Origin of the sequence: Streptomyces sp. NBC_01260, from assembly GCF_036226405.1 — a bacterium.
GTDB lineage: Bacteria > Actinomycetota > Actinomycetes > Streptomycetales > Streptomycetaceae > Streptomyces > Streptomyces laculatispora.
The window spans coordinates 38319-58889 of the sequence record NZ_CP108464.1; the positions used below are offsets into that span (position 1 = coordinate 38319).

Annotated in this window: 21 protein-coding genes and 5 pseudogenes; 12 read left to right on the plus strand and 14 right to left on the minus strand. The window is 69.5% G+C overall.

The genetic code is table 11. The annotated features are described in order from the left end of the window. The first annotated feature begins 5 nt into the window (after nucleotides 1-5). Genes OG322_RS00180 through OG322_RS00190 form a run of 3 tightly spaced genes read left to right on the plus strand, consistent with a single transcriptional unit; the run spans nucleotide 6 to nucleotide 681 of the window. A complete protein-coding gene (locus tag OG322_RS00180; RefSeq protein WP_329305859.1) occupies nucleotides 6-230 on the plus strand; it encodes a hypothetical protein in 225 nt (74 codons plus the stop codon). Next, nucleotides 227-463 (plus strand): hypothetical protein, encoded by a 237-nt coding sequence (locus OG322_RS00185; protein WP_123466100.1) that lies wholly within the window; start codon nucleotides 227-229, stop codon nucleotides 461-463. Before OG322_RS00180 ends, OG322_RS00185 begins: the two co-directional genes overlap by 4 nt. A gap of 29 nt (nucleotides 464-492) precedes the next feature. Continuing rightward, complete coding sequence (locus tag OG322_RS00190; protein ID WP_124287013.1) at nucleotides 493-681, plus strand: hypothetical protein; 189 nt, start codon at nucleotides 493-495, stop codon at nucleotides 679-681. A gap of 333 nt (nucleotides 682-1014) precedes the next feature. Here the strand turns inward: OG322_RS00190 and OG322_RS00195 are convergent, their stop codons facing one another. Beyond that, nucleotides 1015-1353: a helix-turn-helix domain-containing protein gene (locus tag OG322_RS00195; RefSeq protein WP_123466098.1), complete on the minus strand. Its 339-nt coding sequence runs from the start codon at nucleotides 1351-1353 to the stop codon at nucleotides 1015-1017. 848 nt (nucleotides 1354-2201) lie between these two features. Further along, a pseudogene (locus tag OG322_RS00200) lies at nucleotides 2202-2330 on the minus strand (IS6 family transposase); the annotation flags it as partial. 67 nt (nucleotides 2331-2397) lie between these two features. Between OG322_RS00200 and OG322_RS00205 the strand changes: the two are divergent. From OG322_RS00205 to OG322_RS00225, 5 genes and pseudogenes are all read left to right on the plus strand, one after another. Beyond that, nucleotides 2398-3076 (plus strand): annotated as a pseudogene (locus OG322_RS00205) (IS6 family transposase). Between the two features lie 311 nt (nucleotides 3077-3387). Further along, a complete protein-coding gene (locus OG322_RS00210) occupies nucleotides 3388-3948 on the plus strand; it encodes a hypothetical protein (protein WP_123466096.1) in 561 nt (186 codons plus the stop codon). A gap of 280 nt (nucleotides 3949-4228) precedes the next feature. Further along, a pseudogene (locus OG322_RS00215) lies at nucleotides 4229-4435 on the plus strand (transposase family protein); the annotation flags it as partial. A 99-nt stretch (nucleotides 4436-4534) separates the two neighbouring features. Next, a pseudogene (locus OG322_RS00220) lies at nucleotides 4535-4801 on the plus strand (transposase); the annotation flags it as partial. A gap of 42 nt (nucleotides 4802-4843) precedes the next feature. Continuing rightward, nucleotides 4844-5074 (plus strand): annotated as a pseudogene (locus tag OG322_RS00225) (alkaline phosphatase family protein); the annotation flags it as partial. On the opposite strand, the gene OG322_RS00230 reads toward OG322_RS00225, so the two are convergent. The 3 genes from OG322_RS00230 to OG322_RS00240 all read right to left on the minus strand — a co-directional run bounded on the left by OG322_RS00230 (nucleotide 5067) and on the right by OG322_RS00240 (nucleotide 7105). Next, entirely contained in the window at nucleotides 5067-5573 is a 507-nt protein-coding gene (locus OG322_RS00230; RefSeq protein ID WP_123466092.1) for a nuclear transport factor 2 family protein, read from the minus strand. The pseudogene OG322_RS00225 and the gene OG322_RS00230 overlap by 8 nt on opposite strands. A 67-nt stretch (nucleotides 5574-5640) precedes the next feature. Then, nucleotides 5641-6507 (minus strand): RNA polymerase sigma-70 factor, encoded by an 867-nt coding sequence (locus OG322_RS00235; protein ID WP_123466090.1) that lies wholly within the window; start codon nucleotides 6505-6507, stop codon nucleotides 5641-5643. A 28-nt stretch (nucleotides 6508-6535) separates the two neighbouring features. Beyond that, entirely contained in the window at nucleotides 6536-7105 is a 570-nt protein-coding gene (locus OG322_RS00240; RefSeq protein WP_123466088.1) for a carboxymuconolactone decarboxylase family protein, read from the minus strand. Between the two features lie 267 nt (nucleotides 7106-7372). Here OG322_RS00240 and OG322_RS00245 point away from each other — a divergent pair, with 267 nt between their 5' ends. Both OG322_RS00245 and OG322_RS00250 read left to right on the plus strand, forming a co-directional pair. Beyond that, nucleotides 7373-7777, plus strand: a complete 405-nt coding sequence (locus OG322_RS00245; RefSeq protein WP_185095547.1) for an effector-associated constant component EACC1 — start codon at nucleotides 7373-7375, stop codon at nucleotides 7775-7777. Then, entirely contained in the window at nucleotides 7774-12309 is a 4536-nt protein-coding gene (locus tag OG322_RS00250; protein ID WP_329305860.1) for a caspase, EACC1-associated type, read from the plus strand. The genes OG322_RS00245 and OG322_RS00250 overlap by 4 nt, the downstream gene beginning before the upstream one ends. Before the next feature lie 57 nt (nucleotides 12310-12366). Here the strand turns inward: OG322_RS00250 and OG322_RS00255 are convergent, their stop codons facing one another. The 6 genes from OG322_RS00255 to OG322_RS00285 form a co-directional block, all read right to left on the minus strand. Beyond that, entirely contained in the window at nucleotides 12367-12609 is a 243-nt protein-coding gene (locus OG322_RS00255; RefSeq protein WP_123466084.1) for a hypothetical protein, read from the minus strand. A gap of 526 nt (nucleotides 12610-13135) precedes the next feature. After that, a complete protein-coding gene (locus tag OG322_RS00265) occupies nucleotides 13136-13600 on the minus strand; it encodes a DUF6415 family natural product biosynthesis protein (RefSeq protein WP_221198159.1) in 465 nt (154 codons plus the stop codon). Nucleotides 13601-13644: 44 nt separating this feature from the next. Beyond that, nucleotides 13645-13827 carry a hypothetical protein gene (locus tag OG322_RS00270; protein ID WP_123466082.1) on the minus strand — a complete coding sequence of 61 codons (183 nt, stop codon included), beginning with the start codon at nucleotides 13825-13827 and terminating at the stop codon, nucleotides 13645-13647. A gap of 96 nt (nucleotides 13828-13923) precedes the next feature. Next, nucleotides 13924-14772 carry a helix-turn-helix domain-containing protein gene (locus OG322_RS00275; RefSeq protein WP_123466080.1) on the minus strand — a complete coding sequence of 283 codons (849 nt, stop codon included), beginning with the start codon at nucleotides 14770-14772 and terminating at the stop codon, nucleotides 13924-13926. A 16-nt stretch (nucleotides 14773-14788) separates the two neighbouring features. Next, nucleotides 14789-15322, minus strand: a complete 534-nt coding sequence (locus OG322_RS00280; RefSeq protein ID WP_123466078.1) for a DUF6879 family protein — start codon at nucleotides 15320-15322, stop codon at nucleotides 14789-14791. Then, nucleotides 15291-15557, minus strand: coding sequence for a hypothetical protein (locus OG322_RS00285; protein WP_123466076.1), 267 nt, complete (start codon nucleotides 15555-15557; stop codon nucleotides 15291-15293). Before OG322_RS00285 ends, OG322_RS00280 begins: the two co-directional genes overlap by 32 nt. A 695-nt stretch (nucleotides 15558-16252) precedes the next feature. Between OG322_RS00285 and OG322_RS00290 the strand changes: the two genes are divergently transcribed. Continuing rightward, on the plus strand, nucleotides 16253-16402 hold the full coding sequence (locus tag OG322_RS00290; RefSeq protein ID WP_164494527.1) for a hypothetical protein: 150 nt from the start codon (nucleotides 16253-16255) through the stop codon (nucleotides 16400-16402). A gap of 88 nt (nucleotides 16403-16490) precedes the next feature. On the opposite strand, the gene OG322_RS00295 is transcribed toward OG322_RS00290, so the two are convergent. Then, complete coding sequence (locus tag OG322_RS00295) at nucleotides 16491-19049, minus strand: terpene synthase family protein (protein ID WP_148085561.1); 2559 nt, start codon at nucleotides 19047-19049, stop codon at nucleotides 16491-16493. A gap of 257 nt (nucleotides 19050-19306) precedes the next feature. Between OG322_RS00295 and OG322_RS00300 the strand changes: the two genes are divergently transcribed. Next, entirely contained in the window at nucleotides 19307-19504 is a 198-nt protein-coding gene (locus tag OG322_RS00300) for a hypothetical protein (protein ID WP_123466073.1), read from the plus strand. A gap of 181 nt (nucleotides 19505-19685) precedes the next feature. On the opposite strand, the gene OG322_RS00305 is transcribed toward OG322_RS00300, so the two are convergent. Further along, nucleotides 19686-20087: a hypothetical protein gene (locus OG322_RS00305; RefSeq protein ID WP_123466072.1), complete on the minus strand. Its 402-nt coding sequence runs from the start codon at nucleotides 20085-20087 to the stop codon at nucleotides 19686-19688. Then, nucleotides 20087-20554, minus strand: coding sequence for a hypothetical protein (locus OG322_RS00310; RefSeq protein WP_123466071.1), 468 nt, complete (start codon nucleotides 20552-20554; stop codon nucleotides 20087-20089). Before OG322_RS00310 ends, OG322_RS00305 begins: the two co-directional genes overlap by 1 nt. Nucleotides 20555-20571 lie beyond the last annotated feature (17 nt).

The following is a 20571-nucleotide window of genomic DNA, read 5'->3' on the forward strand; positions in this document are numbered from 1 at the left end:
CGTGGGTGAGCGCCATGCGCATCGCGGTGAGGACCGTGCCGGAGGTCGGGGCGGTGGCGATGGCCCAGCCGCGCAGGGCCCGGGTGCCGTCGTCCACCACGGTGGTCGGGGTTCCCCATGGCACCCCGGGCCCGTTCGGCATTCACCGCCCAGAGGCGGAGACGGACGATCCGCCGCAGGACGCGTACGCGGCTGCTGTTCCCGCCCCACGCGACGGGCGCGGCCGGTGAGCGGAATCTGGCGGCAGGTCCTGGCCGCGTACACCACCGACCAGCATGACGAGCGCGACCGCGAGCAGCTGCTCGCCCTGGGCGCCGCCGAACTCGCCCACGCCCGCAGCAGCGAGGGCAGTCCCGCCACCGCCGAGGACGTCCAGCACATCGCGCTCCAGGAATTCGGTCTCCTGCTCGGCATCACCCAGGCCCGCACCGCGCTGCGCGAACGCCGTACCCGCCACGGGTAACCGTCGCGGCGGTCGGGCGTTAGAACGGTGTGACCAAGACGACGACGCGGCCCGCCACTCAGATCAGCGACCGCGCCGCACCGCCGCCTCCCGCTCCGCCAGGTGAGCCGATCTTCGCGGCGCTGGCCGCGCACTGGATGGCGGCGGGGCGTGTCGTGCCCGGTCAGGTGGACCGGGAGTGGGTCATGCTGGCAGGCAGCCCGTGGCCCCTGCGATAGAGACCAGTGTGGTGCGGTGGTCGCCCCACGGCCCGCACCCGCTGCACCCGGCCGGCAGCCTCGGAGTCTGTCCGGTCACCGAGGCTGCCGGACCGGCCGGTCACGTTGGGCCCCTTCCGGTCCGGCAGCCCCACCCTCGTCACAGCGTTTTCACGGGCCTCCCAGACGATTGCGGGCCGCGGCTCCGGTCAACCGCCCCAGCCGCGCCTGCGTCTTCTTGCCGGCATCGCGCGGCGCAACGCCGATGCTTCGACGGCCCTGTCGACCGGGACGCCGAGGCGTTCCGGTCGACGTGCATGAAAGGAGGCGACGAAGTGGCCGATGCCAGGCGTCTCAGGGCACGGCCGTGGGATTCGCCGATTCGGCGGCGCGGCGGTGTTCGGCATTGATGCGCTGGGCCTCTTCGAGCTGGTCTTCGAGGATGACGATGCGGCAGGCGGCCTCGATGGGGGTCCCGTTGTCGACGAGCTCACGCGCTCGGGCCGCGATGCGCAGCTGGTAGCGGGAGTAACGGCGGTGCCCGCCAGCGGAACGGAGCGGGGTGATGAGGCGGGCTTCGCCAATCGCGCGGAGGAAGCCCTGGGTAGTACCGAGCATGTCGGCGGCCCGGCCCATGGTGTAGGCGGGGTAGTCGTCGTCATCGAGACGGCCGAACGAGTCGTCTGCTGTCATTGCACCTCTCTGTGAAACACGCTGGAGGGGCCCTGGTGCCATTGGCACCAGGGCCCCGAAGGAACTGCTACACCATCTGCCGGCCCTGGAACTGCGCCGGCCTTCTGTTTCCGCTGGCCCGACCTGAGTTCTGTCGGGGATGCGGGGATCGCGGTTGCTTGACCGGAGACCACCTCACTATCGATGTCCTGCGGTACCCGGGCTCAGCGATTCCGCCCGGGCGATCCTGATGGCGCCTGGCTCCTCCGTTCTTCCCTCTTGATCAACTACTGCTTTGCACTGCTGGTGATGCGAACTGCTGGTGACCTGAACAAGCGCCACTCTCCGGCAGCCAGCCCCGTCGCCCGTCCTGCGTCTTCTCTGGCTTAGAACCCCACTGCCGAACCTCCCGGCACGCGCGTCCGCAGCCGACGCCTTTACCGAGGAACCACTGACAACCGCACTGCGGTCCTGCGAACTGCACATTCGGGTACTGCCACCGCGTTCGCCGCGGCCCTGCTCACGGCGGCCCCTGAACCTGCGGGCCACCCGGTCCGGCCGTCAGTCCCGTCGCCGTCCTGCAACAACCCTGGCTTCGAAACTCCACCACCGCACCGTCCTGCTACCTGCAACTGCGTGCTGCTGCCCGCCAGTTCGTCTCTGCCGGGCCTCGCTGATCTCGGCTACGAGAGAAACCATAACCACGCTGCCACCCAATGTCTACTCCGACCGACATAGATTTCCATGTGCTCGACAGCGAGATAATCGGACCTTGCCGGTTGAGGGAGGCGGGCGCTGTCACGTTGTTGGGTGTGTGAGTGCCTGATGGTGTGTCGGGTGTGGCGGGGGGTTGGGTTCCGGCTCCGTGCTCAGGCCGCGGCGGGCAGGTCGGCGACGCCGGTGACCTGGTCCCAGATGGCGAAGCGGGTGGTCATCTCGGTGCGGTATTCGGGGGCGGTCATCAGGTGGCGGTGGGGTCGGAAGTGGGGTGAGATGCCCGGCACTGTCACGTTGACTGACCGGGTGGGATGATCTTCTGGTTGGTCATGCTGGGAGGGGGCGTCCGTGGACAGCGCATCGCCGTCGTACAAGGGGCACCGGTACCCGGTCGAGGTCATTGCCCACTGTGTGTGGCTGTACCACCGCTTCCCGCTGTCGTTCCGCGAGGTCGAGGAGCTGATGCTCGAGCGTGGCGTGGTCGTCTCCCACGAGACGGTCCGCCGCTGGTGTGCGAAGTTCGGGCAGGCCCACGCCAACGGCCTGCGCCGCCGCCGGCCCCGGCCCGGGGACAAGTGGCACTTGGACGAGGTCTTCGTGAAGATCAACGGAGAGCAGAAGTACCTGTGGCGGGCCGTCGACGCCGACGGCAACGTGCTCGACATCCTGGTCCAGTCCCGCCGGGACAAGGCCGCGGCCCCGGCGCTTCTTCCGCAAACTGCTCAAGAGAACCTGCTCGGTGCCGAGGGTGATCGTCACCGACAAGCTCCGCTCCTACGGCGCGGCCCACCGCGAGGTCATGCCCTCCGTCGAGCACCGCGCCCACAAGGGCCTCAACAACCGGGCCGAGAACAGCCACCAGCCCACCCGGCAGCGCGAACGCGCCACGAAAGGCTTCCGTAGCGTCGGCGGAGCCCAGCAGTTCCTGTCCGCGTTCAGCGGCATCTCACCCCACTACCGACCCCACCGCCACCTGATGACCGCCCCCGAATACCGCACCGAGATGACCACCCGCTTCGCCATCTGAGACCAGGCCACCGGCGTCGCCGACCTGCCCGCCGCGGCCTGAGCACGGAGCCGGAACCCAACCCCCCGCCACACCCGACACACCATCAGGCACTCACACACCCAACAACGTGACAGCGCCCCTCGGCGCTCCGTCGCGAGCAGCACAGCGGTCGGCCTGCCGGAGAGGAGACAGCCGCCGAAGAGTCCTGCGACTCGGTGTGCGGCCCCGGTCTGCTGCGGCGGATAACCGCAGACAAGTGAGCAACAACCCGCGTTGAGCCAGCGGCGGGGCGACGACCCCGCCGCCGGCCCCGTACCTACGGTGGATACATGCGTATACGTCAATTCCTGCCGATCTACCTCGCAACGATCGCTCTGCTCGCCGGCTGTGCCGAAGCGAACAAGGAGCCGAACGGCGCAACGGACCGGTCGTCGGCGCCCGCCGACCGGCAGAGCAAGCCGCCGGGTGACGGCAGCCGTGCCTGGGAGCCGGACGACGCGCTGCAACGGGCAGAGCGGGCTCTGAGATCGGCCTCCGACAGCGACGCGCGTCCGGAACTCGTCCACACCGCTAGCGCGTTCGTCGCGAGCGGCCTGGACAGGAAGCAGAAGACGCCCGGCGACCGGCCGTACCTCCTCAGCATCACCTGTGACACAGACGGGATCGGGGAACTCACCCTCACCCTGTCGCGAGGCGATCAGGAGCAGGCGTACGGAATCGAGTGCGGGGACCGGGAGGCCGACCAGTTCAACATCCCCGCGGGTAAGCCGTTCACCGCACGGGTCGACCCGGTCAAGAACGGCACCGGCCTGATCCTGTGGCGCCTGGACACCATCGCCCGGGATGTGGTGGACGGGTGTGACGACGACATCGATGGTTGTGACAGCTGAGCGGTGGACGTTCTTTGAGCAACGGTGGCGGAGCAACCTGGGTTCTGTGCGGCCACGATCCGCACCCACGTGGCGTACCGGGCACGCGCGGTCCGGTGTCGCCGCCCGAAGCGCCCGAGGGGTCTCCGGTGCCCGACACTCGGGGGCGGAGGGCCATCAGCGAGGGTCCTTCCACCTGCTGGTGTCGACCAGGAGTTGAACGCTCCCACGCAACGAGGAAGCTCCTGGTAGACGGGTTCTCGACCAAGATCGCCCGCACCGCCAGGAGCTCCGCGTACTCGTGCACCCGTCGTCGATCAATCTGTCCAGCCGTTCCCTGCGCTACTCGACCAGCCAACTCGCTACCCGGAGGCGGGAGGCCGGTACGCGATGGCAGCGCCTCGGTGCCGGTCGTCAGGCTCTGCTCGCACTGGCTCATCTGCGGTGCGACGACACCTACGCCAAGCTCGCCGCCGGGTTCGGCATCGGCATCGCGACCGTCTGCCGTTCTCGATGCGCCAGCTGAGCTTCGCGGTGCGCACGAGGACGGGCAACGTGGTGGTTGCGGGGTGGAGTGACCCCCGAAATTCCGACACCTGGACGCTGGATGTTTCGTCATCCAGGGGAAGTGATCCAAGGTGGCAAAGCGGAAGAACTCCCCGAAGAGTTCGAGCGGGACGCGGTGGACCTGGTGGGTTCCTCTCCGGACCGTTCCCTCACCGACATCGCTCACAGCCTGGGGATCCATCTGGAGACCCTGCGCAAGTGGGTCCGGGAGGACCGGACCCGTGTCCAGGCGGCGGACGGCGGGGGTGACGCCGGCATGACCTCTGACGCGAAGGAAGAGCTCAAGCGCCTGCGGCGGGAGAACGCCCGGCTGAAGGAGGACAACGAGATCCTCCGGAAAGCCGCCGCCTATATGAAGGTGAAGGCGGCGGGTGCGGTGGCCCGCAAGAAGCTGGGCATGCGCTACCGGATGGCCGTGGTCCCGCTGGACCCGGCTCCGGTGCGCGGCAGCCACGGCAGGCTGCCGGAGCGGCCCGAGGACGGTCCCGTACTCCTGTGCTCGCGCCCCGGCGAGGTGAGCGGAACGCTCCCCGCCACGGAGGTCAAGTCGCTGCTGCTGCGACTCGCGGGGCTCACCTGAGGTTGTCGAGAGCGCTACGGAGCGTGTCGATGCGCCAGCCCCCGTCCGCCTCGCGGCGCAGGTGAAAGCGGTAGGCCCCGGAGACGGCCAGTGAGGAGGTGGCATCCTGGATGCGCAGCTGGATCATGTAGGCATGCGCGGTCGCCTCGTCGCCGGACAGGTCGATCACGTGGTTGCTGAACAGGTGGCGCCGCTGGTCGCCCTGCTGGGGCCAGAGCGCCGCTTCGGCCGCCGCGATGGTCTCGGCGCCCCGGTGCAGCGGGGTCTCGATCTCTCCCATGACCGTGGCCTGCCAGGTGGCGTCGGCGGTGAAGCACTCGGCGAGGGCGGCCTGGTCGCGCTCGTCGTAGGCCCAGCCGTAGCGGGCGATGCGCTCGGTGATCAGCAGACGGTCCAGGGTCGGACCGCCGTGCTCGCCACTCGGGGGGCGCGGCGGAGTGAGAGCGAGAATCCCGGCGGCGGTGCCCCAGCCGGGGGTGGGGCGGGCAGTGGTGTCCATGACACTCCCTGTCTGGATATGGACCGGTCCGGGCGGTAGGCACCGCCCGGACCAGTCATGACGCCTGTCACCTGGCCAGTCGGGCCGGCTCGTCGAGGCGTGTCAGCTTGTGAGGGTTGCGCACCACATAGATCCGTGTAATGAGGCCGTTCTCGACCTCGATGCTCACCGCGGCCGGCTCGCCGTCGAACTCGATACGGCCCGCGGGGGCGCCGTTGAGCCACACGGGCGTCGTCTCGAGCGCCTCGACGAGCCGCTCCGCCCTGGCGAGCACCGGCGCCACCTGGGCGGCACCGCAGATCGGCACCAGAGCGGCCGACACGATCCCGCCCCCGTCGGCGATCATGACCACGTCAGGGGCCATGACCTCCAGCAGGTCCTGAAGCTTCCCGGTACGCAGTGCGGTCAGGAACCGCTCCACCACGACCTGCTGTTCCGAGCGGCTCACCTGCATCCGCGGCCGGCGGGCCGCCACGTGCTCGCGTGCGCGCCGCGCGATCTGCCGTACGGCGGCCGCCGACTTGCCGACGGCTTCCGCGATCTCCCCGTACGGCATGTCGAAGACCTCGCGGAGCACGAAGACGGCGCGTTCGGTGGGCGCGAGTGTCTCGAGCACGGTCAGCATCGCGATCGAGACACTCTCCGCCAGTTCGACGTCCTCGGCCACATCGGGGCTGGTCAGCAGCGGCTCCGGAAGCCACTCCCCCACGTAGTCCTCGCGGCTGCGCGACAGCGAGCGCAGCCGGTTGAGGGACTGGCGGGTGACGGCCCGCACCAGATACGCCCGGGGCTCGCGCACCTGGGAGTGATCGACGTCGGCCCACCGCAGCCAGGTCTCCTGCAGCACGTCCTCCGCATCGGCCGCGGAGCCGAGCATCTCGTAGGCGACGGTGAACAGCAGGCTGCGGTGGGCGACGAACGGGTCGCCGGTCATGGCGTCATGAGTCACACCGATCATGGTGTCAGACTGCGCCGGCCGTCCGGGGCCGCTCGGCCAGCGGGATCTGGCAGGCTTCGGAGTAGCCCTGCGAGGTGATCCCGTGCGCGGTGTTGACCCGGGTGGAGAGGTTGGCGAAGCCGACGAACACGGTGAGCTCGACCAGGCCCGCCGGGCCGAGCTGCTTGAGCAGGCTCGCCGACAGCTCGTCCGAGACGGTCGGCGGGGTGTTCGTCATGGCCTCCGAGTACTCCATCACCTCGCACTCCAGCGGGGTGAACGCGTCGGAGTCACGCCAGTTGGGCACCTGGCTGGCCTTGGTCAGGTCCAGGTTCTGGTTCAGCGCGGCGAAGTAGTTGATGTCCAGGCACCAGCTGCAGCCGACCTGGGCCGCCACGGCCATGTGCGCGAACGTCTTGAGGCCCTCGTCCACCGCGTCCCACGCGGCGGCCTTCGCCGAGAACTCCAGGTTGGAGGTGGCGACGGCGGGGTTGTTGAAGACCACCTCAACGGGCTCGGGCACGGAGCCGAGCTGCTGGATGAGAGCTTCCTTCATCTCGGCGGGAAGCTCGGCCTTGGGGATACGCGGTGTCATGGTGTTCTCCTTGTTTCAGCGGCCTTGCGGCCTGTTTGACATGAAGACACCGCCGGGCGCACGAGTGTGACAACTGTGAGGATCGTGGATGTGCCGCAGGGGGCCGGAGCCTGACCCGTGTGACAACTGGCCGCAGCTGCCTTGGTGTGGAACTGTCGGCCCCGGCTCGCCCGTCCGGGTGCGGTCTTTTTCGCAGCGGCGAACATCGCTAACCTCAGGAGTCGCAATTGACAGCCGCGTATCTCATGCGGTGAGAACGGGGGAGCCATGGACGTCACGGTGATCGCAGAAGGCCCCGACGGAGGAGAAAAACTCCGTTCCTTACGGGGATGGTTGGTCGATTCTCAGGAGTTGCGGGGGCGGGTCGACAGCGTGGAGCGGCCGCCGAAGACCGGCACGCTGGGCCCGGTGCTGGACGCCCTGTCGGTCGCACTCGGCCCGGCCGGTGCGGCGAGCGCGTTCGCTACCGGTCTCATCGCCTGGCTGCGCACCCGCCGGGGTGATGTACAAATCAAGGTCACGCTCCCGGACCGTAGTTCGCTGGAGCTGACCGCGAAGCGGGTATCCGGTCTCGACGCTGACGCCCTGCAGCAGCAAGTGACCGAGGTCACCGATCTGTTGAGCCGACAACAAGGAGACACGGGCGGGGCCGAGCGTCGCGAGCTGCCATGACGGACCTGTCCGGCGCGGGCGTACGGGTCCTGCTGATCGCGACCGCCACGCACGAAGGCGCCCTGCTGACGTCGGTGCCCGCAGTCGCCACCTCCTGCCAGGATCTGCGCACCGCCTTGATCGAACGCTGTGGGGTGCGGCCCGACCACCTGCGCCCGCTGCTTGACCCGGCCGACGCGCAGACCATGGCGCGGGCCGTCACCGAGGAGGCGCAGCGCGCGGAAACCGTGCTGCTGGTCTACTTCATCGGGCATGGTCTGCTCGGTCCGGACGGGGAGCTGTACCTGGCGGCGACCAGCACCGACCGCCTCACCCCTGGAATGGCCGAGCACCAGGCACTGTCGTTCTCCTCGCTGCGCCAGGCGCTGGAGGCGAGCCGGGCGTCGTCCGTTGTCGTCGTACTCGACTGCTGCTTCTCCGGGCGGGTCTCCTTGAGCGGCAGCCCGTCCCTGCCTGCGTTCACAATGACGCCCGCGCACGGCATGTACCTCATGGGGTCCGCCGAACAACTGGCTCTCGCGCCTCCCCACGCCGTGCACACCGCGTTCACCGGTGCGCTCATCGAGCTGCTGACGCACGGCGACCCGCGCGGGCTCCAGCCGCTGACCCTTGATGCCGTGTTCGACGGGGTTTTCCGGGCGATGAGTGACCGGCAGGGGCCGCTGCCCCGGCGTCAGGCCGGGGACCGCTCGGGACACCTCGTCATCGCACCGAACTCGGCGGTGCCAACGCAGGCGGGTCCTCCAGAGGAAGCGGAGCCCGCGCCCGGCCGCTGCCCGTATCTGGGCTTGGATGCCTTCGGGGTGGACGACGCCGACGTGTTCTTCGGGCGTGACGGTATGACGGAGCGGGTGTTCGCCGCGCTGACGGAGGTGGCCGCGACGGATGAGCCGGGCCCGCTGGTTCTGGTGGGCCCGTCCGGTTCGGGAAAGACCTCTCTGCTCAGCTCCGGTCTCATGGCCGGGCTGCGTGAGCGGGGCTTGCTCGGCACCACCTCCTGGCTCTCCCTGCGCCTCACCCCCGGCAGAAGCCCGCTGCGGCGGCTGGCAGCTCGGTTCGACACCAGCCCCGAGTCCGTCGATCTGATCCGGGAGGATCCCGACCGCGCGGCCGAGCTGGCCGAACGGCTGCTGGCCGGCCGGCCGGAGCAGAGGCTGATCGTCGTTGTCGATCAGCTGGAGGAACTGTTCACGCTGTGCACGGACCCGTCGGAGCGCACCGCGTTCCTGCGGGCGGTAACTGCCCTGGCCCGGCTTTCGGGCGGGTGCCGGCCGGGGGCGCTGGTGGTGCTCGCGCTCCGGGCGGACTTTTACGGTCAGGCGGCCGCGCACCCCGAACTGCTCGCCGCTCTGCGCGACACCCAGCTGTTGGTCGAGCCGATGACCGCCGACGAACTCCACGCCGCCATCGAGGGACCAGCCGCCGCCGGGGGGCTGGTCCTCGACGAGGGCCTCGCCGACGTGATCCTGCACGAGTTCGGCGCGACAGCAGACCGGCAGCCGGCCGCGGGGGCACTGCCGCTGCTGTCCCATGTCCTGTGGGCGACCTGGCTGCGCCGCGCCGGATCGCGGCTCACCGTCGCCCAGTACCGGGCCGCCGGTGGTATCGCGGAGGCGATCAAGACCACCGCCGACGACACGTACGACGGGCTCGACCTGCAGGGCCGGGAAGCCGTACGGCTCATGTTGCCCCGGCTGGTGCGCGTGGGAGAGGACTCCGCCGACACAGCCCAGCCGGTGGACCGCTCCGCGCTTCTGCATGGGCTGCCTGACACAGCGGCCGCACAGCGGGCCATTGACCAGTTCACCGAAGCCCGCCTACTCACGCTCGATCACGACTCCGCGCGCATCAGCCACGAGACGCTGCTGCGCGCCTGGCCCCGGCTGACGGAGTGGGTCGACGCGGACCGGGACTGGCTACGCGCCCGACAGCAACTCGCCGCCGATGCCCGGGCCTGGGAGAAAGCCGGGAGGGAATCCTCGTTGCTGTACCGGGGGAGCAGGCTGGTTGCTGTACGGGAACGCGCCGAGTCGTCACCGGTGAGCGCCGTCGAACCGGAGTCTGAGCTCGCCAAGTTCGTGGACGCCTCTTGGCATCAGGAGCGCCGGGGTGTGCGCCGGGTCCGAATCGCGGTGGCGTTCCTCGTGGCTCTGGTCGTGCTCGCCACATACGGGCTGATCGGTTCCGTCGCCTTCCAGCGGCGGGCCGAGCGGGCGGGCGAACGCGACTTGGCCCGGTACCTCGCCGCCGAATCCGAGGACCTCCGTGACCAGCAGCCCGGTCTGGCCAAGCAGCTCAGCCTGGTCTCGTACCGGATGAACAAAGACGCGGGGCGCGGGGCGCTACTCAACAGCCGGCGCACGCCCGGTGTGATCAACGCAGAAGAACCTGCCCAAGACCTCGCCTACAGCGGTGACGGCCGCATCCTCGCAATCTCTGTCTTAGACAGGATCGAGCTGCGCTTCCCGGGCGGCTCCGCGCGGGTCGGAGCGGGCGTGATCGGCCCGGTCACGATCAGCCGGGACGGCCAGACACTCGCCGCAGTCACCTACGACAAGCGTCGGCCGAAAACGGCGCGGGTGCAGCTGTGGGACATATCGGATCCCGCCCACCCGAGGCAGACCGCCGCGCCGCAGCTGGACCACGCCGTCCACGCGCTCGCCCTCAGCACGAACGGCAAGACCCTGTACGGCGGTCTGACGACCGGTGAGATCCGCGTCTGGGACATCGGCGACCAGGCCGCACCGAGACCACTGCCCACACTCCGGGCACATTCGGCGCGGATCGACTCCCTGGCAGTGTCCCCCCAACGTGACCTGCTCGCCAGCATGAGCGACGACGGCAGAATCCAGCTCTGGAAGGCGGCCGACTCCGGGCGCCCCGAGCGCGTCGCCATGCTCAAGGGGGCATCGTACGGCCGCAGCATTCTCATAAACCCCAGACCGCTGCACCGGGTGGCCTTCAACCCCACCGGACGGATGCTCGCAGCTCCCCTCGCCGTGAAGAATGGGGACAAGCTCGGGCTGTGGGAGTTAGACGCGCCCGACAAGCCCCGAAAGATGGAGAAGAAGAAGGACGACTCGACGATCGACACATCCACCTCCTGCTACGAAGGCCTGAATTCCCTAGCGTTCAACCCGACCCGCGACTACGTCGCCGGGACCTGCGGCAGCACCTGGCGAGTATGGATCTACCAGAAGACCCTCGTTCCCGGCGCACTTCTGTCCGGGGCGTCGGGCGGCGGCCAGGGAAGCGGCGACGAGGTGGGGATGGTCCTGTTCGACCCCGCCAAGCCCCGCAGACTGTTGCAGGCCACCGACCACGGCGTGCGCGTTTTCTACATCAACAACTCCGCCCAACCAGGTGCCGAGGCATTCCTTCCAGCGACGCCCGGAACCGGAGGCCAGTTCGACTACCGGTTGGCAGGCAAGAGGCAACTGATTGCTCTTCAAGGAGTGGGCTTGAACTACCTGTGGGACGTGACAGAGATGCCGGACTCGGCCACGCTCTTGGCCGCGACCCGCTCCCCCGACATGTTCACCGGCGGGGATATCGCCCTCAGCCCGGACGGACGCCTCCTCGCCGACGTGGAAGTGTACGAGGGCAGTAGGGTCGACAAGAAGGGCAAGAAGCAGGAGAAAGTCGGTCTGCGGCTGCGCAGCACCTCGGCGCCCCGAAGAAGCGCACCGCTGGCTACCATCGACGAGTTGGACAACGGTGTGGCGGCGATCGCCTTCAGTCCCACCGAGCCCGTCCTGGCCGTGTCCGACATGAACGGCTTCAGAGACAACAACCACAAGACACCCGTCGTACGGCTCTACGACATCGCGAACCCCAAACGCCCGCGGCAGATCGCCCGAATCCATGCGGCGACCACAAAGCTCGACTTCTCCCCCGATGGTAAGTCGCTCCTCCTCACCAATTCCCCCTTCGCCGACCCGGACGATCCCCAGCCCCAGCCCGCACAGAAGTTGGAGAGCTGGGACCTCACCAACCCAGCGCAGCCCGAGGAGCAGTGGGCGCGCCCCGTTGAGACCGGAATCGACTCAGTGCACGTCGCGTTCCGGCCGGACGGCAAGCTGCTCGCCGTCTACGACAATGGGGGCACGCTGAGGCTGTGGCGCGTCGAAGGACACCGGCTCACCGAGGAGCTGTCTCGCGTCACCGTGGGCGTTCATGGCGGCACGATCGCCTTCAGCCCCGATGGAACCCACCTCGCCCTGACCGCGACGAAAACCATCCTTGCCGACGAACGTCCCGAGATCTGGGACCTGACCGATCCGAAGTATCCCAGACGATACTCCTACCTGCCCAGCTCATCGCGCGCCGCCGATTTCTACGCACTCCAGTTCAGCCCGGACGGCGAATTCCTCGCCATCGTCAGGGCATCCGCGGGCGTCGAGATATGGGACACCAACCCGGAACGGGTCATCGCCGACCTCTGCGACTCGGCGGGCGATCCCATCAGCGGGCAGGAATGGAAGCACTACCTGCCCGACAAACCGTACGAGCCGCCGTGTCGTCCGTCCTAGTCACGGGCGGAGCGGCGGAGCGGATCTGGACCTGCCGATCGGTCGGGGCATCGACACTCATGCCGCCCTCACTCCGCGATAGTCGCCGCGGGCCTGACGGCGCAGCTCAATCCGGTCCGCCGGCCTGCCGGGCGGTCGGGTGTTCCAGAAGGGGTGCCACCAGATGCGGGCGGACAGGAGAAGCAGGCGGCGGCGCAGTGCGGTGTTGCCGTGCTGGCGGGGTGCTGCGAGGGCGTCGTACGTGGCGTTGAGGTCGCGCTGGGCCTGCACCAGGTCGGCAGGGAAGGTGGGGGCATTCATCCCCGCATTAGATCGTGTGTTCGATTTTCTTGTCACGTCTGGACACGCGCGTCCGTGCTCGCTGCCCGATCATCCGCACGACCCTACCGGCAGCCACCGAACATGGCGGGGGCCTGCAACGCACGGCCCTGCACCGGCTCCACGCACCTCCATCCAGGGCATCGGCGCAGTTCAGGGGTGAAACGTGCAGGAGCGTTTCACCGGTCGCGTTTCACTGCCACAGGCTGGTGTTGCACCTGTATGGGCTGCGCAGCGGGCAGGGACTCTTCGTGGTGAAGTCGCGCCGATTCCCGTGCTGGTGGACCCGCGTCGCACCAGACTGGTCGCATGACACAGGGACCGAGGGTGTGCGGCAGCGAGCGTGATGACCCGGAGCACGGGCCACAGCCCGGCCGCGACTACCGCGAGCTGACCGGTGGGCGGACGGGCAGCTGATCGAGGTGACCGGCTGGACTGAAGAGGAGATCACCACCGGCGCGTACCTGATCACCCCTCATAGCGCATACGGGCCGGGCGGGCGGGCCTCCTACGGGCCTACCTTCAGCCGTCCTGGCGGTCCGTGGGTATGGGAGGGTGACACGCCCTGATCGGCTGAGGGCGCGGCAGGCTGACCGGTTGCGGTCTCCAGGCGGTCCAGGCGTGCGTAGAGGGCACGAACAAGCCGCGCACGGCTCTGGGCGCAGCGGACGGTGCCCTCGATCATCGTGGACAGCCGGCCTTCCGCCTCACGCAGGACGACGTCGGCGAGTGCCTTCGGCCCGCTGTCCTTGGGCAGCTGGTCGGCGCGGCGGCGGACGTCGGCGGCGACCGCGCGGGCGTGACCTGTGAGCTGGAGGGCGATCTGCTCCAGGTCTCGGGTGGTGAGCGTGTCCTCCCCGGTCCATGCGAGGACGGCCGTGACGAGACACTCGTACGACTCGCGGTCGAGCGGGAGCTCCGCCTCGATGAGGCCGTCGGGGTCGTACAGGACCGTGTGGGCGCTGGTGTGCACGGCGGGCCTTGCTGCTGGGGCGTCTTCGCGCGGGTGGCCGGCGGTCACCGCTGGGGGTCCTCGCCGTCGCCGTGCCTGTCGTCCTGGTCCTCGGTCCGCGGAGCGAGGAACCTGGCGAAGCCCCGGTCCGCGCGGGCCAGCAGGGCCGGTGAGGGGATGCCGTAGGCGGGCGACTGGAGGCCGCGGCCCACCGGCTCGGGGGCGGGGGTGTCGGTATGTACGCGCATGGGGACCCGCCTCTCCGGCCGGTGGTTCGTCGGTGACTTCGACGCTACGCAGCGTTGGGGCCCGTCCTCAACGAAGTTGCGAGTAATTGCGGAGGTTCACTCCAGGGCATCGATCGCGGCCTGGATGAGCGTGCGGGCGGCGTCGCCGTACACGGCCATCTCCGCGAGGCCGGTGAACGCCTTCGCGTAGTCGGCGAGCTCGCGCGGCTGCGTCACGTTGATCTCTGCGGTGAGTGTCTCCACCACGGCCTGGAAGTCGTCATGCAAATAGAACGCCTCGAGCGGCCACACGGTGCGCTGCGCGGTGAACGGGATGATCCCCAGCGAGACGGACGCGAGCGGCATCACGGCCAGGAGGTGGCGCAACTGCCCGCGCATGGCATCGGGGTCTGCGGTGCGGAAACGCAGGACGGACTCCTCGATGAGGACGACGAAGAGCCGGCCGCCCTCGTAGAGGAACCGGGAGCGGGCGACGCGGGCGGCGACAGCTTCGGAGACGTCGTTCGGAGTGCCCTGGAAGCTGGTGATCTGGTTCATGAGGGCGGTCGCGAAGCCGGGGGTCTGGAGGAACCCGGGCGGCACGTTGGAGAGGTACGCCCGGCAGACGCGGGTGCGCTCGTAGAGGGCGTAGAAGTCTTCCTGGACCTTGCGCATGCCGCCCTGGTGCAGGCGGCGCCACTCCAGGTACATGGAGTCGACGGCGCGGGCGGTGGCAATCAGGTCGTCGGCCTGGTCGTCGGCGCCGCACGCCTGGCACCAGGTGCGGATGTCCGTATCGGAGGGCGGGGCGGCGCCCTTCTGGATCCGGGTGGTCTTCGCGGGGTGCCAGCCGCACCGGGCGGAGAGTTCGCGCCCGGTGAGGCCGGCGTCTTTGCGCAGGTGCTGCAACCGCACGGCGAGCGCCTCGCGGGCTCCCTGGGCGCTGGACGATGGAGATGCGGTCATGTGGCTGCTCAGGGGCCTAGACGGTGTACTTCTCGTGCGGGATGCCGCGCTCCCAGACGGTCTCGAACGCGGCCGCGCACAGGCGCACCGCGGCCGGGTCCTCGGTGATCTCGCAGCCGGGGGCCACCCAGTCGCCGTCGCCGCTGAAGAAGTGGAACATCGCGAGGCGTCCGTCGATCAGCCAGTAGTCGTTGCCCGGCAGGGCGATGTCCGAGGCGTTGCGGCGGGGCAACCAGCGGACCTGTTCGCCAGCGCCCACGTTCATCTCGGTCACCGCGTGCTCCCACCGGATGTAGTCGGTCACCGGCTCCGAGACGATCCGCGCGCGGCGCATCACCACGCCCCGGGCCAGGGTCTCCTTGACCAGACCGAGCCACTCGGGCCACCAGCGGGCAGTGGGGTCCAGCGTGATTTCGCCGGTCCGCGCGAACTGAGCGATCTCTTCGGCCTCATCGCCAACGCCGTAGTGGTCGCGCATCTCCAGATGCACCGCGCTGTGCTGAGCGCCCCTCAGCAGTTCAGCGAAGTCCGGAACGCTGCTCTGCGACATCACACGCCTCCCTCAGAATCGACGCCATCCGCACCGGGATACGGATCACCGTCTCGTGCGGCGGGACGCCCACCGCGTGGCCAGGTACCCACTCGGTCCCGCCGATCATCGCCTTCAACAACGCTTCGGCCTCCGCACCCTGGAGGACCAGGTCGGCGCTCTCTTCCTCCACCCACACCGTCGGCGACCCACCGCCTCCCGTGTTCGGGTCGATCCCGACGAACCGTAACGTCATGGCGCTCTCCCGTGTCGAGTCGGTTGCGCTTAGTTGCGCCAACCGTCTCGCGCACCGGCACTCTCGGTCAAGACCGGGGGCCGCTCGGTCCCACGTTCGGTCAACAGCGTGCTCAATCCGACAGCCGGGTGGGCCGGGTGAGTGAACGGCGAGCCCCGGGCGTAGCCCGGTCGGCGTGCTGCCGGTTGGTGGGTTCAGCGGACCGATCGGCCCGCGCACGGGGCCACGTCTGCGAGGCACAGCATGGGACGTCACAAGCAGCACAAGCCGCGCCGCCCCCGGAGCGAGAGCGGCCAGCCGACCACGGAGTGGTTCGGCACCGCGTTCCACTCCACCGAGGGAATGCAGCACCTGGACGTTCGCCAGTCCGGCAACGGCATCCTGATCACGTCCTCCCCTGCCGAGATCGACGGTCTTCCGGCCTCCTGGCCGCTGCGCCTACGCAACGACGTCGACGGCGGGCTGAACGAGGTGGGCACGGCCCTCGCGGCCGGGCGCGGCCACGTCTTCGGCGTGACCGAGGGCCCCGGCTACAGGACCGTCCTGGCGTTCATGCCCAACCACCCGGATAGAGCGCGTGCAGGTATGAGGGTCGTCTGTCGCCGTAGCGGGTGTGGCACGACGCAGTTCAGTTGGCAAATCAGCATGCTTGTTGGCGCAGCGGCCGCCAGGTCACACTGGTCGGCAGGGAACCATTGGACCTTGAGGACCCTTCGCTGCCGCCGCACGCGACCCGCGGCGACTACCAGCTCGGCGTCCCCCTGCGCCTGGTCGACCCCGACCAGCCCAAGCTGGTCCTGGGCGAGATCGACCACGCCGACGCCACGGTGAGTCTCGCCAGGTAACGCCTGGACCGAGTTACGCCGGGGTTGGTCAGGATCCCGAACCACCTTCGCGGTTTGCCTTGCTGACCCGCGGTAGCGCAGCCGGCGCTCATCGACGCATGCGCGCCGGCATCCCTTGGAATCGATCAAGGACATCTGCCTGGGGGCGGGTGAGGGCGGTGAGGGCGTGGAGGTCGGCGACGACGGGATAGTCGAAGGCCAGGGGCCGTGGGCCGGTCTGGTCGGGCGGGGCAGGGAAGCGGCCGGTGTCGTCCTGGCAGGAGAGCAGGCAAGCGGTCGCGGCGGCGGTGGCGTGGGGTGGGCCGTAGCGGGCGAGGACGGGGATGGCCTGGGCGGTGGACAGCGGGTCGGTGTCGTGGTCGGGCGTGTGGCCCCATCCTCCGTCGGGTTGCTGGGTGGCGGTCAGCCTCGCCACGGCGCGCGTGATCGCTGCGGCGGCCCGTACGGAGTCGACGCCCAGGGTGTCGCGGGCAGCGTGCAGGGCGTCGACGGCGCGCAGGATGACGCTGGACTCGCTCAAGGTCCAGCTCCGCTGCCAGGTGCCGTCACCGTGTTGGGTGTCGAGGATGTAGTGGGTGGCGGCGGTGACCAGTGGCGCGTGCGTGCGGCCGTGAGGTGTCAGGGCGAGGACGGCGCCTGCGGTCATGTCGAGGTCGGGGTCGTCGCCTTCTCTCCAGGTGGGGAAGCCGCCGTCGGGTCCGGCTTTCGCGGCGAGGTAGGCGGCGCCCCGTGCGAGGTGGGTGCGGTAGCGGTGGGGGTCGAGGGCGTGGAGGAATTCCATGCAGCGGGCGGCGGTGTCGACGTCGGTCTGGCGGATACCGGCCGCGAAGGGCCAGCCGCCGTCCGGGGCCTGCCAGGCGGCGACGAACGCGCCCATCCGTGCCGTGTAGGGGCGCAAGGATCGCCGGGCCAGGAAGGCGAGGCCGCCCACGGCGGACAGCCATACGTCCTGGCTGTCGAGGAACGGCATTGCGCCGTCACTGTCGCGGGCCAGGAGCAGGCCGGTCACGGCCGGGGCGACCACCGGGTGGCCGGGCCGGCAGGACTGCAGGGCGTTCAGCGCGAGGAGATGGGTGGCGGCGCTGGCCTCCCACAGCAGCCTGCCGCTCCCCTTCTCCAGCACGTCGGCCAGCTGGAACCGTTCACCGGTTGAAACCGCGTGCGGCCGGTCGGTCGCCTGGGCGTAGATGACGCGTACGGCCAGGAGGTTGGCCAGCGTGAACGTGGACACGGTGCCACCGGCCGCGGGGGGAATCTCCGCCGGGTTCAGTCTCAGGCCGCCGAGCACGTGGAGTACGGCGTGGAGCATGCTCCGCTTGAGCCGGCCCCGCCTGCCCGCAGATGACACCGCATCGCCGACGAAGGGGGCCGCCGCTGCGGCGGCGTCGGCCGGCAGGGTCTGGGGGCGCAGAACCGCGTCGATGAGCATCCCGTCGAGTGCGTCGGCGCCAGCACGCCGCTCCTCGAGCCAGCACGCCAGCTCCCGCTCCTCCTTAGGGTAGGTATCGCGGGCGCGGAGCAGGGCCAGGAGCAGCGCCGTCTCCAGCACGCGGCCCGCGCACCGGTCCGGCAGCGCCCCGCCTGGCGCCACCGCCAGTGCCAGCCGCCGCTCCAGCCGGACGGCGGCGCTCTCTATCGGATCCGCGGCCCGGTTACGGGGGGCATGCTGTACGGGGAGGGTGGCGCGGTAGCGGCGGCTCTCGTACTGCCAGGCCACCGCCCCGTACAAGAAGGTACGCACCCGCTCGATCCGCGAACGGACACCCCCGTCATGCGGATTCAAAACCGCGAGGCGTTCGGCGGCTGACTCGAAGTCGTCCAGGCGTTCCTCGATCATGGCGCGGGCCATCGCGGCCGCCTCACCGCGCCCGACCCCCCGCTCCCGCGCCAGGACACCCACCAGGCCGATCTCACCGGCGTGCTCCGTACCGGCGTCGAACACGTCGTTTGTCCAGGCCACGGCATCGGAGCAGACATCGTGCAGGACTTCAGCCTGCGGCCACGCGTCCAGGAGGCGCTCGGAGACCAGCAGCAGCGGGGCCACCGTAATCGTGCGCCGCCGCACCGCGATGTACTCCGCCACCGACGGCGTGTACGACTCCTGCCGCCACCGCGCCTCCTCGCAGGTCGCCTTCGCGAACGACGCGTACGACGCCGCGAAGCGTGCACACCACCCCGGCGCCGTCCCCACGACGGTGCGCCGCCACAAATCTTCAAGAGCGGCCACCGCGGGCGCATCGCACCCGGCCCGGGCACCGGTCGTCCCCTTGAGTACCTCGACCAGAGGATCGAGCACAGCCCGCACCTCGGACACCGAGGCATGTTCACCGCCCTGGTCGAAGCCGTCGTCGACCAGCGTGATGAACGCACCCCAACAGGCCAGCACTTCCAGCTCCGCCGACGAGCCCGCAGGCGCCACGAACCCCGCCATCCGGCCGTGTCCCATCCCCGCCAGACGCCGCGCCTGGGCCGCATCCCCCACCAGGCCCCACCGCTTGGCCCACGACCGTGCCCCGAGCTCGGCCCCCTGCCACCAGGCACTGCACACCCCCGCCCCCGCAAGACCGCCGCCCCCACGCACCAGGAGCGAGAGCCCTTCGTCCGCACCAAGGAACCGAGGCGGATTACTGCGCAGATAATCGTTCATGGCCTGCCCAACGCAGACCCAGCCCTTTGGTAATGCCAGGTTCACGCACAATGACGGGCTGTCAGAGAGATCACCGCCCGTGACCACAACGTGCCAACTGACTTGCGCTCGGCTTGCCAACTACCGGACGTCACGGTCGGCTCACCAGCGACGAAGCAGGCCGCTCCTTGCCAACAAGGCTGCTTCGTCACAGCGGCCGGTGTCAGCGCCGCACAGCGCTGTACAAAAACGGTGTGCTCATTGAGGGCAGTGAAGCAGTGTCCGGCATTCAGTCGGCCGCGGGTTTCGGCTTCCAGACCACCGCCGGGCAGACGTTCCTGCACACCTTCGCCGCCCAGGACCAAGTGGCGCTCTACGCGCACCGCCAAGGGCCCGCGGCCGGCGTCGCTGCCGTCAGCAGCGGTGGCGACGGACGCACCGGAGTCATGGCTCACTGGGTGAGCCCAGGGTTCTGAACTGCTATCGGGACGACTCCTCGGCCTGAGCAGCTAAGGGTCGCCCGTGCCGAAACCGGGGGCGGATCCTAAGCGACGAATGCGATGCGGCACGGCGTGATGCTGCCGTGATCATGCGAGGCGCTGGCGGCGGCCACCCTCGAGAGGGGAGGTTCAGGCAACGCGGAGAGGGCGGGGCCAGCTATTCGTGATCTTCGGTGTGCAAGACCGCCACGCCCTTGCGTCCGAGCCGTTTCTTCAGCGCGAGGTTCTCTGCGTAGAGGTTCGCCGTCACCGTGGCGAGGGCATCGAGCTTCCCCTGCTGCTCGGCGACTTGCGCCTTCGCCCCGCGCAGCTGCTTGCGGAGCTCGGCGATCGTCTCGTCACGCTGGACCTCCCCGGGTGTGCGCAGGACGGGGCGGACGACCTGCGCGTCCCACTCGGCGAGGACGTCTTCGGCGCGGTGCACTGTTGCGTGGCTGACCTGTGCTTCGCGGGCGAGGTTCTCCTTGGTGAGCGCGCCGTCGGTGTGCAGGGGCTTGCCGGCCAGCAGCCGGGCCATGGCCGCTCTCAGTTTCTCGGCGGACGCTGCGGATACCGGCATCAGGCGGTGCCTTCCTCTTCGAGTGCGCGCGTGATGCGCTGGACGTCGGCGAGTCGGACGAAGACCGCCTCTCGGTTCGGGGGCGACAACCGCAGGTCCTTGGACAATGCGATCAGGTCGTCCTCTTCCGCGACCCAGTACGGGGCGTGGGCACGGGTGATGGTCGAATTGCGGCAGCGGGCCGGCTGGCAGGCGCCGATCAGCGGGGCCAGCCCGCGCTGATCCTCAGGGAGCTCGTCCTGGCACTCGGCCTGCGGGGCGTCGAACATGCAGTGGTTGACGGTGCCCAGGTGGAGGTTGGGGAACTCGTCGGCGAGCAGGGCCTCTTCGACCCGTTCGTCGGCGATCTGCGCCCGTAGCTGTGGATCGTTGTCGATGGTGGCGATGACCTTGTCGAGGCCGGCGTGGAGCCGGGCGGCGCCGGGTCCGACCGCGACGCGCTCGCCCTGGCGGCGGCCACGCAGCAAATCCACGAGTTTGCGGG

What these genes read in the sequence shown, in the direction of transcription:
- OG322_RS00195 (WP_123466098.1), bottom strand. Translation starts at nt 1,353, where the DNA reads ATGACAGCAGACGACTCGTTCGGCCGTCTCGATGACGACGACTACCCC.
- OG322_RS00210 (WP_123466096.1), top strand. Translation starts at nt 3,388, where the DNA reads ATGCGTATACGTCAATTCCTGCCGATCTACCTCGCAACGATCGCTCTG.
- OG322_RS00230 (WP_123466092.1), bottom strand. Translation starts at nt 5,573, where the DNA reads ATGGACACCACTGCCCGCCCCACCCCCGGCTGGGGCACCGCCGCCGGG.
- OG322_RS00235 (WP_123466090.1), bottom strand. Translation starts at nt 6,507, where the DNA reads ATGACCGGCGACCCGTTCGTCGCCCACCGCAGCCTGCTGTTCACCGTC.
- OG322_RS00240 (WP_123466088.1), bottom strand. Translation starts at nt 7,105, where the DNA reads ATGACACCGCGTATCCCCAAGGCCGAGCTTCCCGCCGAGATGAAGGAA.
- OG322_RS00245 (WP_185095547.1), top strand. Translation starts at nt 7,373, where the DNA reads ATGGACGTCACGGTGATCGCAGAAGGCCCCGACGGAGGAGAAAAACTC.
- OG322_RS00250 (WP_329305860.1), top strand. Translation starts at nt 7,774, where the DNA reads ATGACGGACCTGTCCGGCGCGGGCGTACGGGTCCTGCTGATCGCGACC.
- OG322_RS00255 (WP_123466084.1), bottom strand. Translation starts at nt 12,609, where the DNA reads ATGAATGCCCCCACCTTCCCTGCCGACCTGGTGCAGGCCCAGCGCGAC.
- OG322_RS00270 (WP_123466082.1), bottom strand. Translation starts at nt 13,827, where the DNA reads ATGCGCGTACATACCGACACCCCCGCCCCCGAGCCGGTGGGCCGCGGC.
- OG322_RS00275 (WP_123466080.1), bottom strand. Translation starts at nt 14,772, where the DNA reads ATGACCGCATCTCCATCGTCCAGCGCCCAGGGAGCCCGCGAGGCGCTC.
- OG322_RS00280 (WP_123466078.1), bottom strand. Translation starts at nt 15,322, where the DNA reads ATGTCGCAGAGCAGCGTTCCGGACTTCGCTGAACTGCTGAGGGGCGCT.
- OG322_RS00285 (WP_123466076.1), bottom strand. Translation starts at nt 15,557, where the DNA reads ATGACGTTACGGTTCGTCGGGATCGACCCGAACACGGGAGGCGGTGGG.
- OG322_RS00295 (WP_148085561.1), bottom strand. Translation starts at nt 19,049, where the DNA reads ATGAACGATTATCTGCGCAGTAATCCGCCTCGGTTCCTTGGTGCGGAC.
- OG322_RS00305 (WP_123466072.1), bottom strand. Translation starts at nt 20,087, where the DNA reads ATGCCGGTATCCGCAGCGTCCGCCGAGAAACTGAGAGCGGCCATGGCC.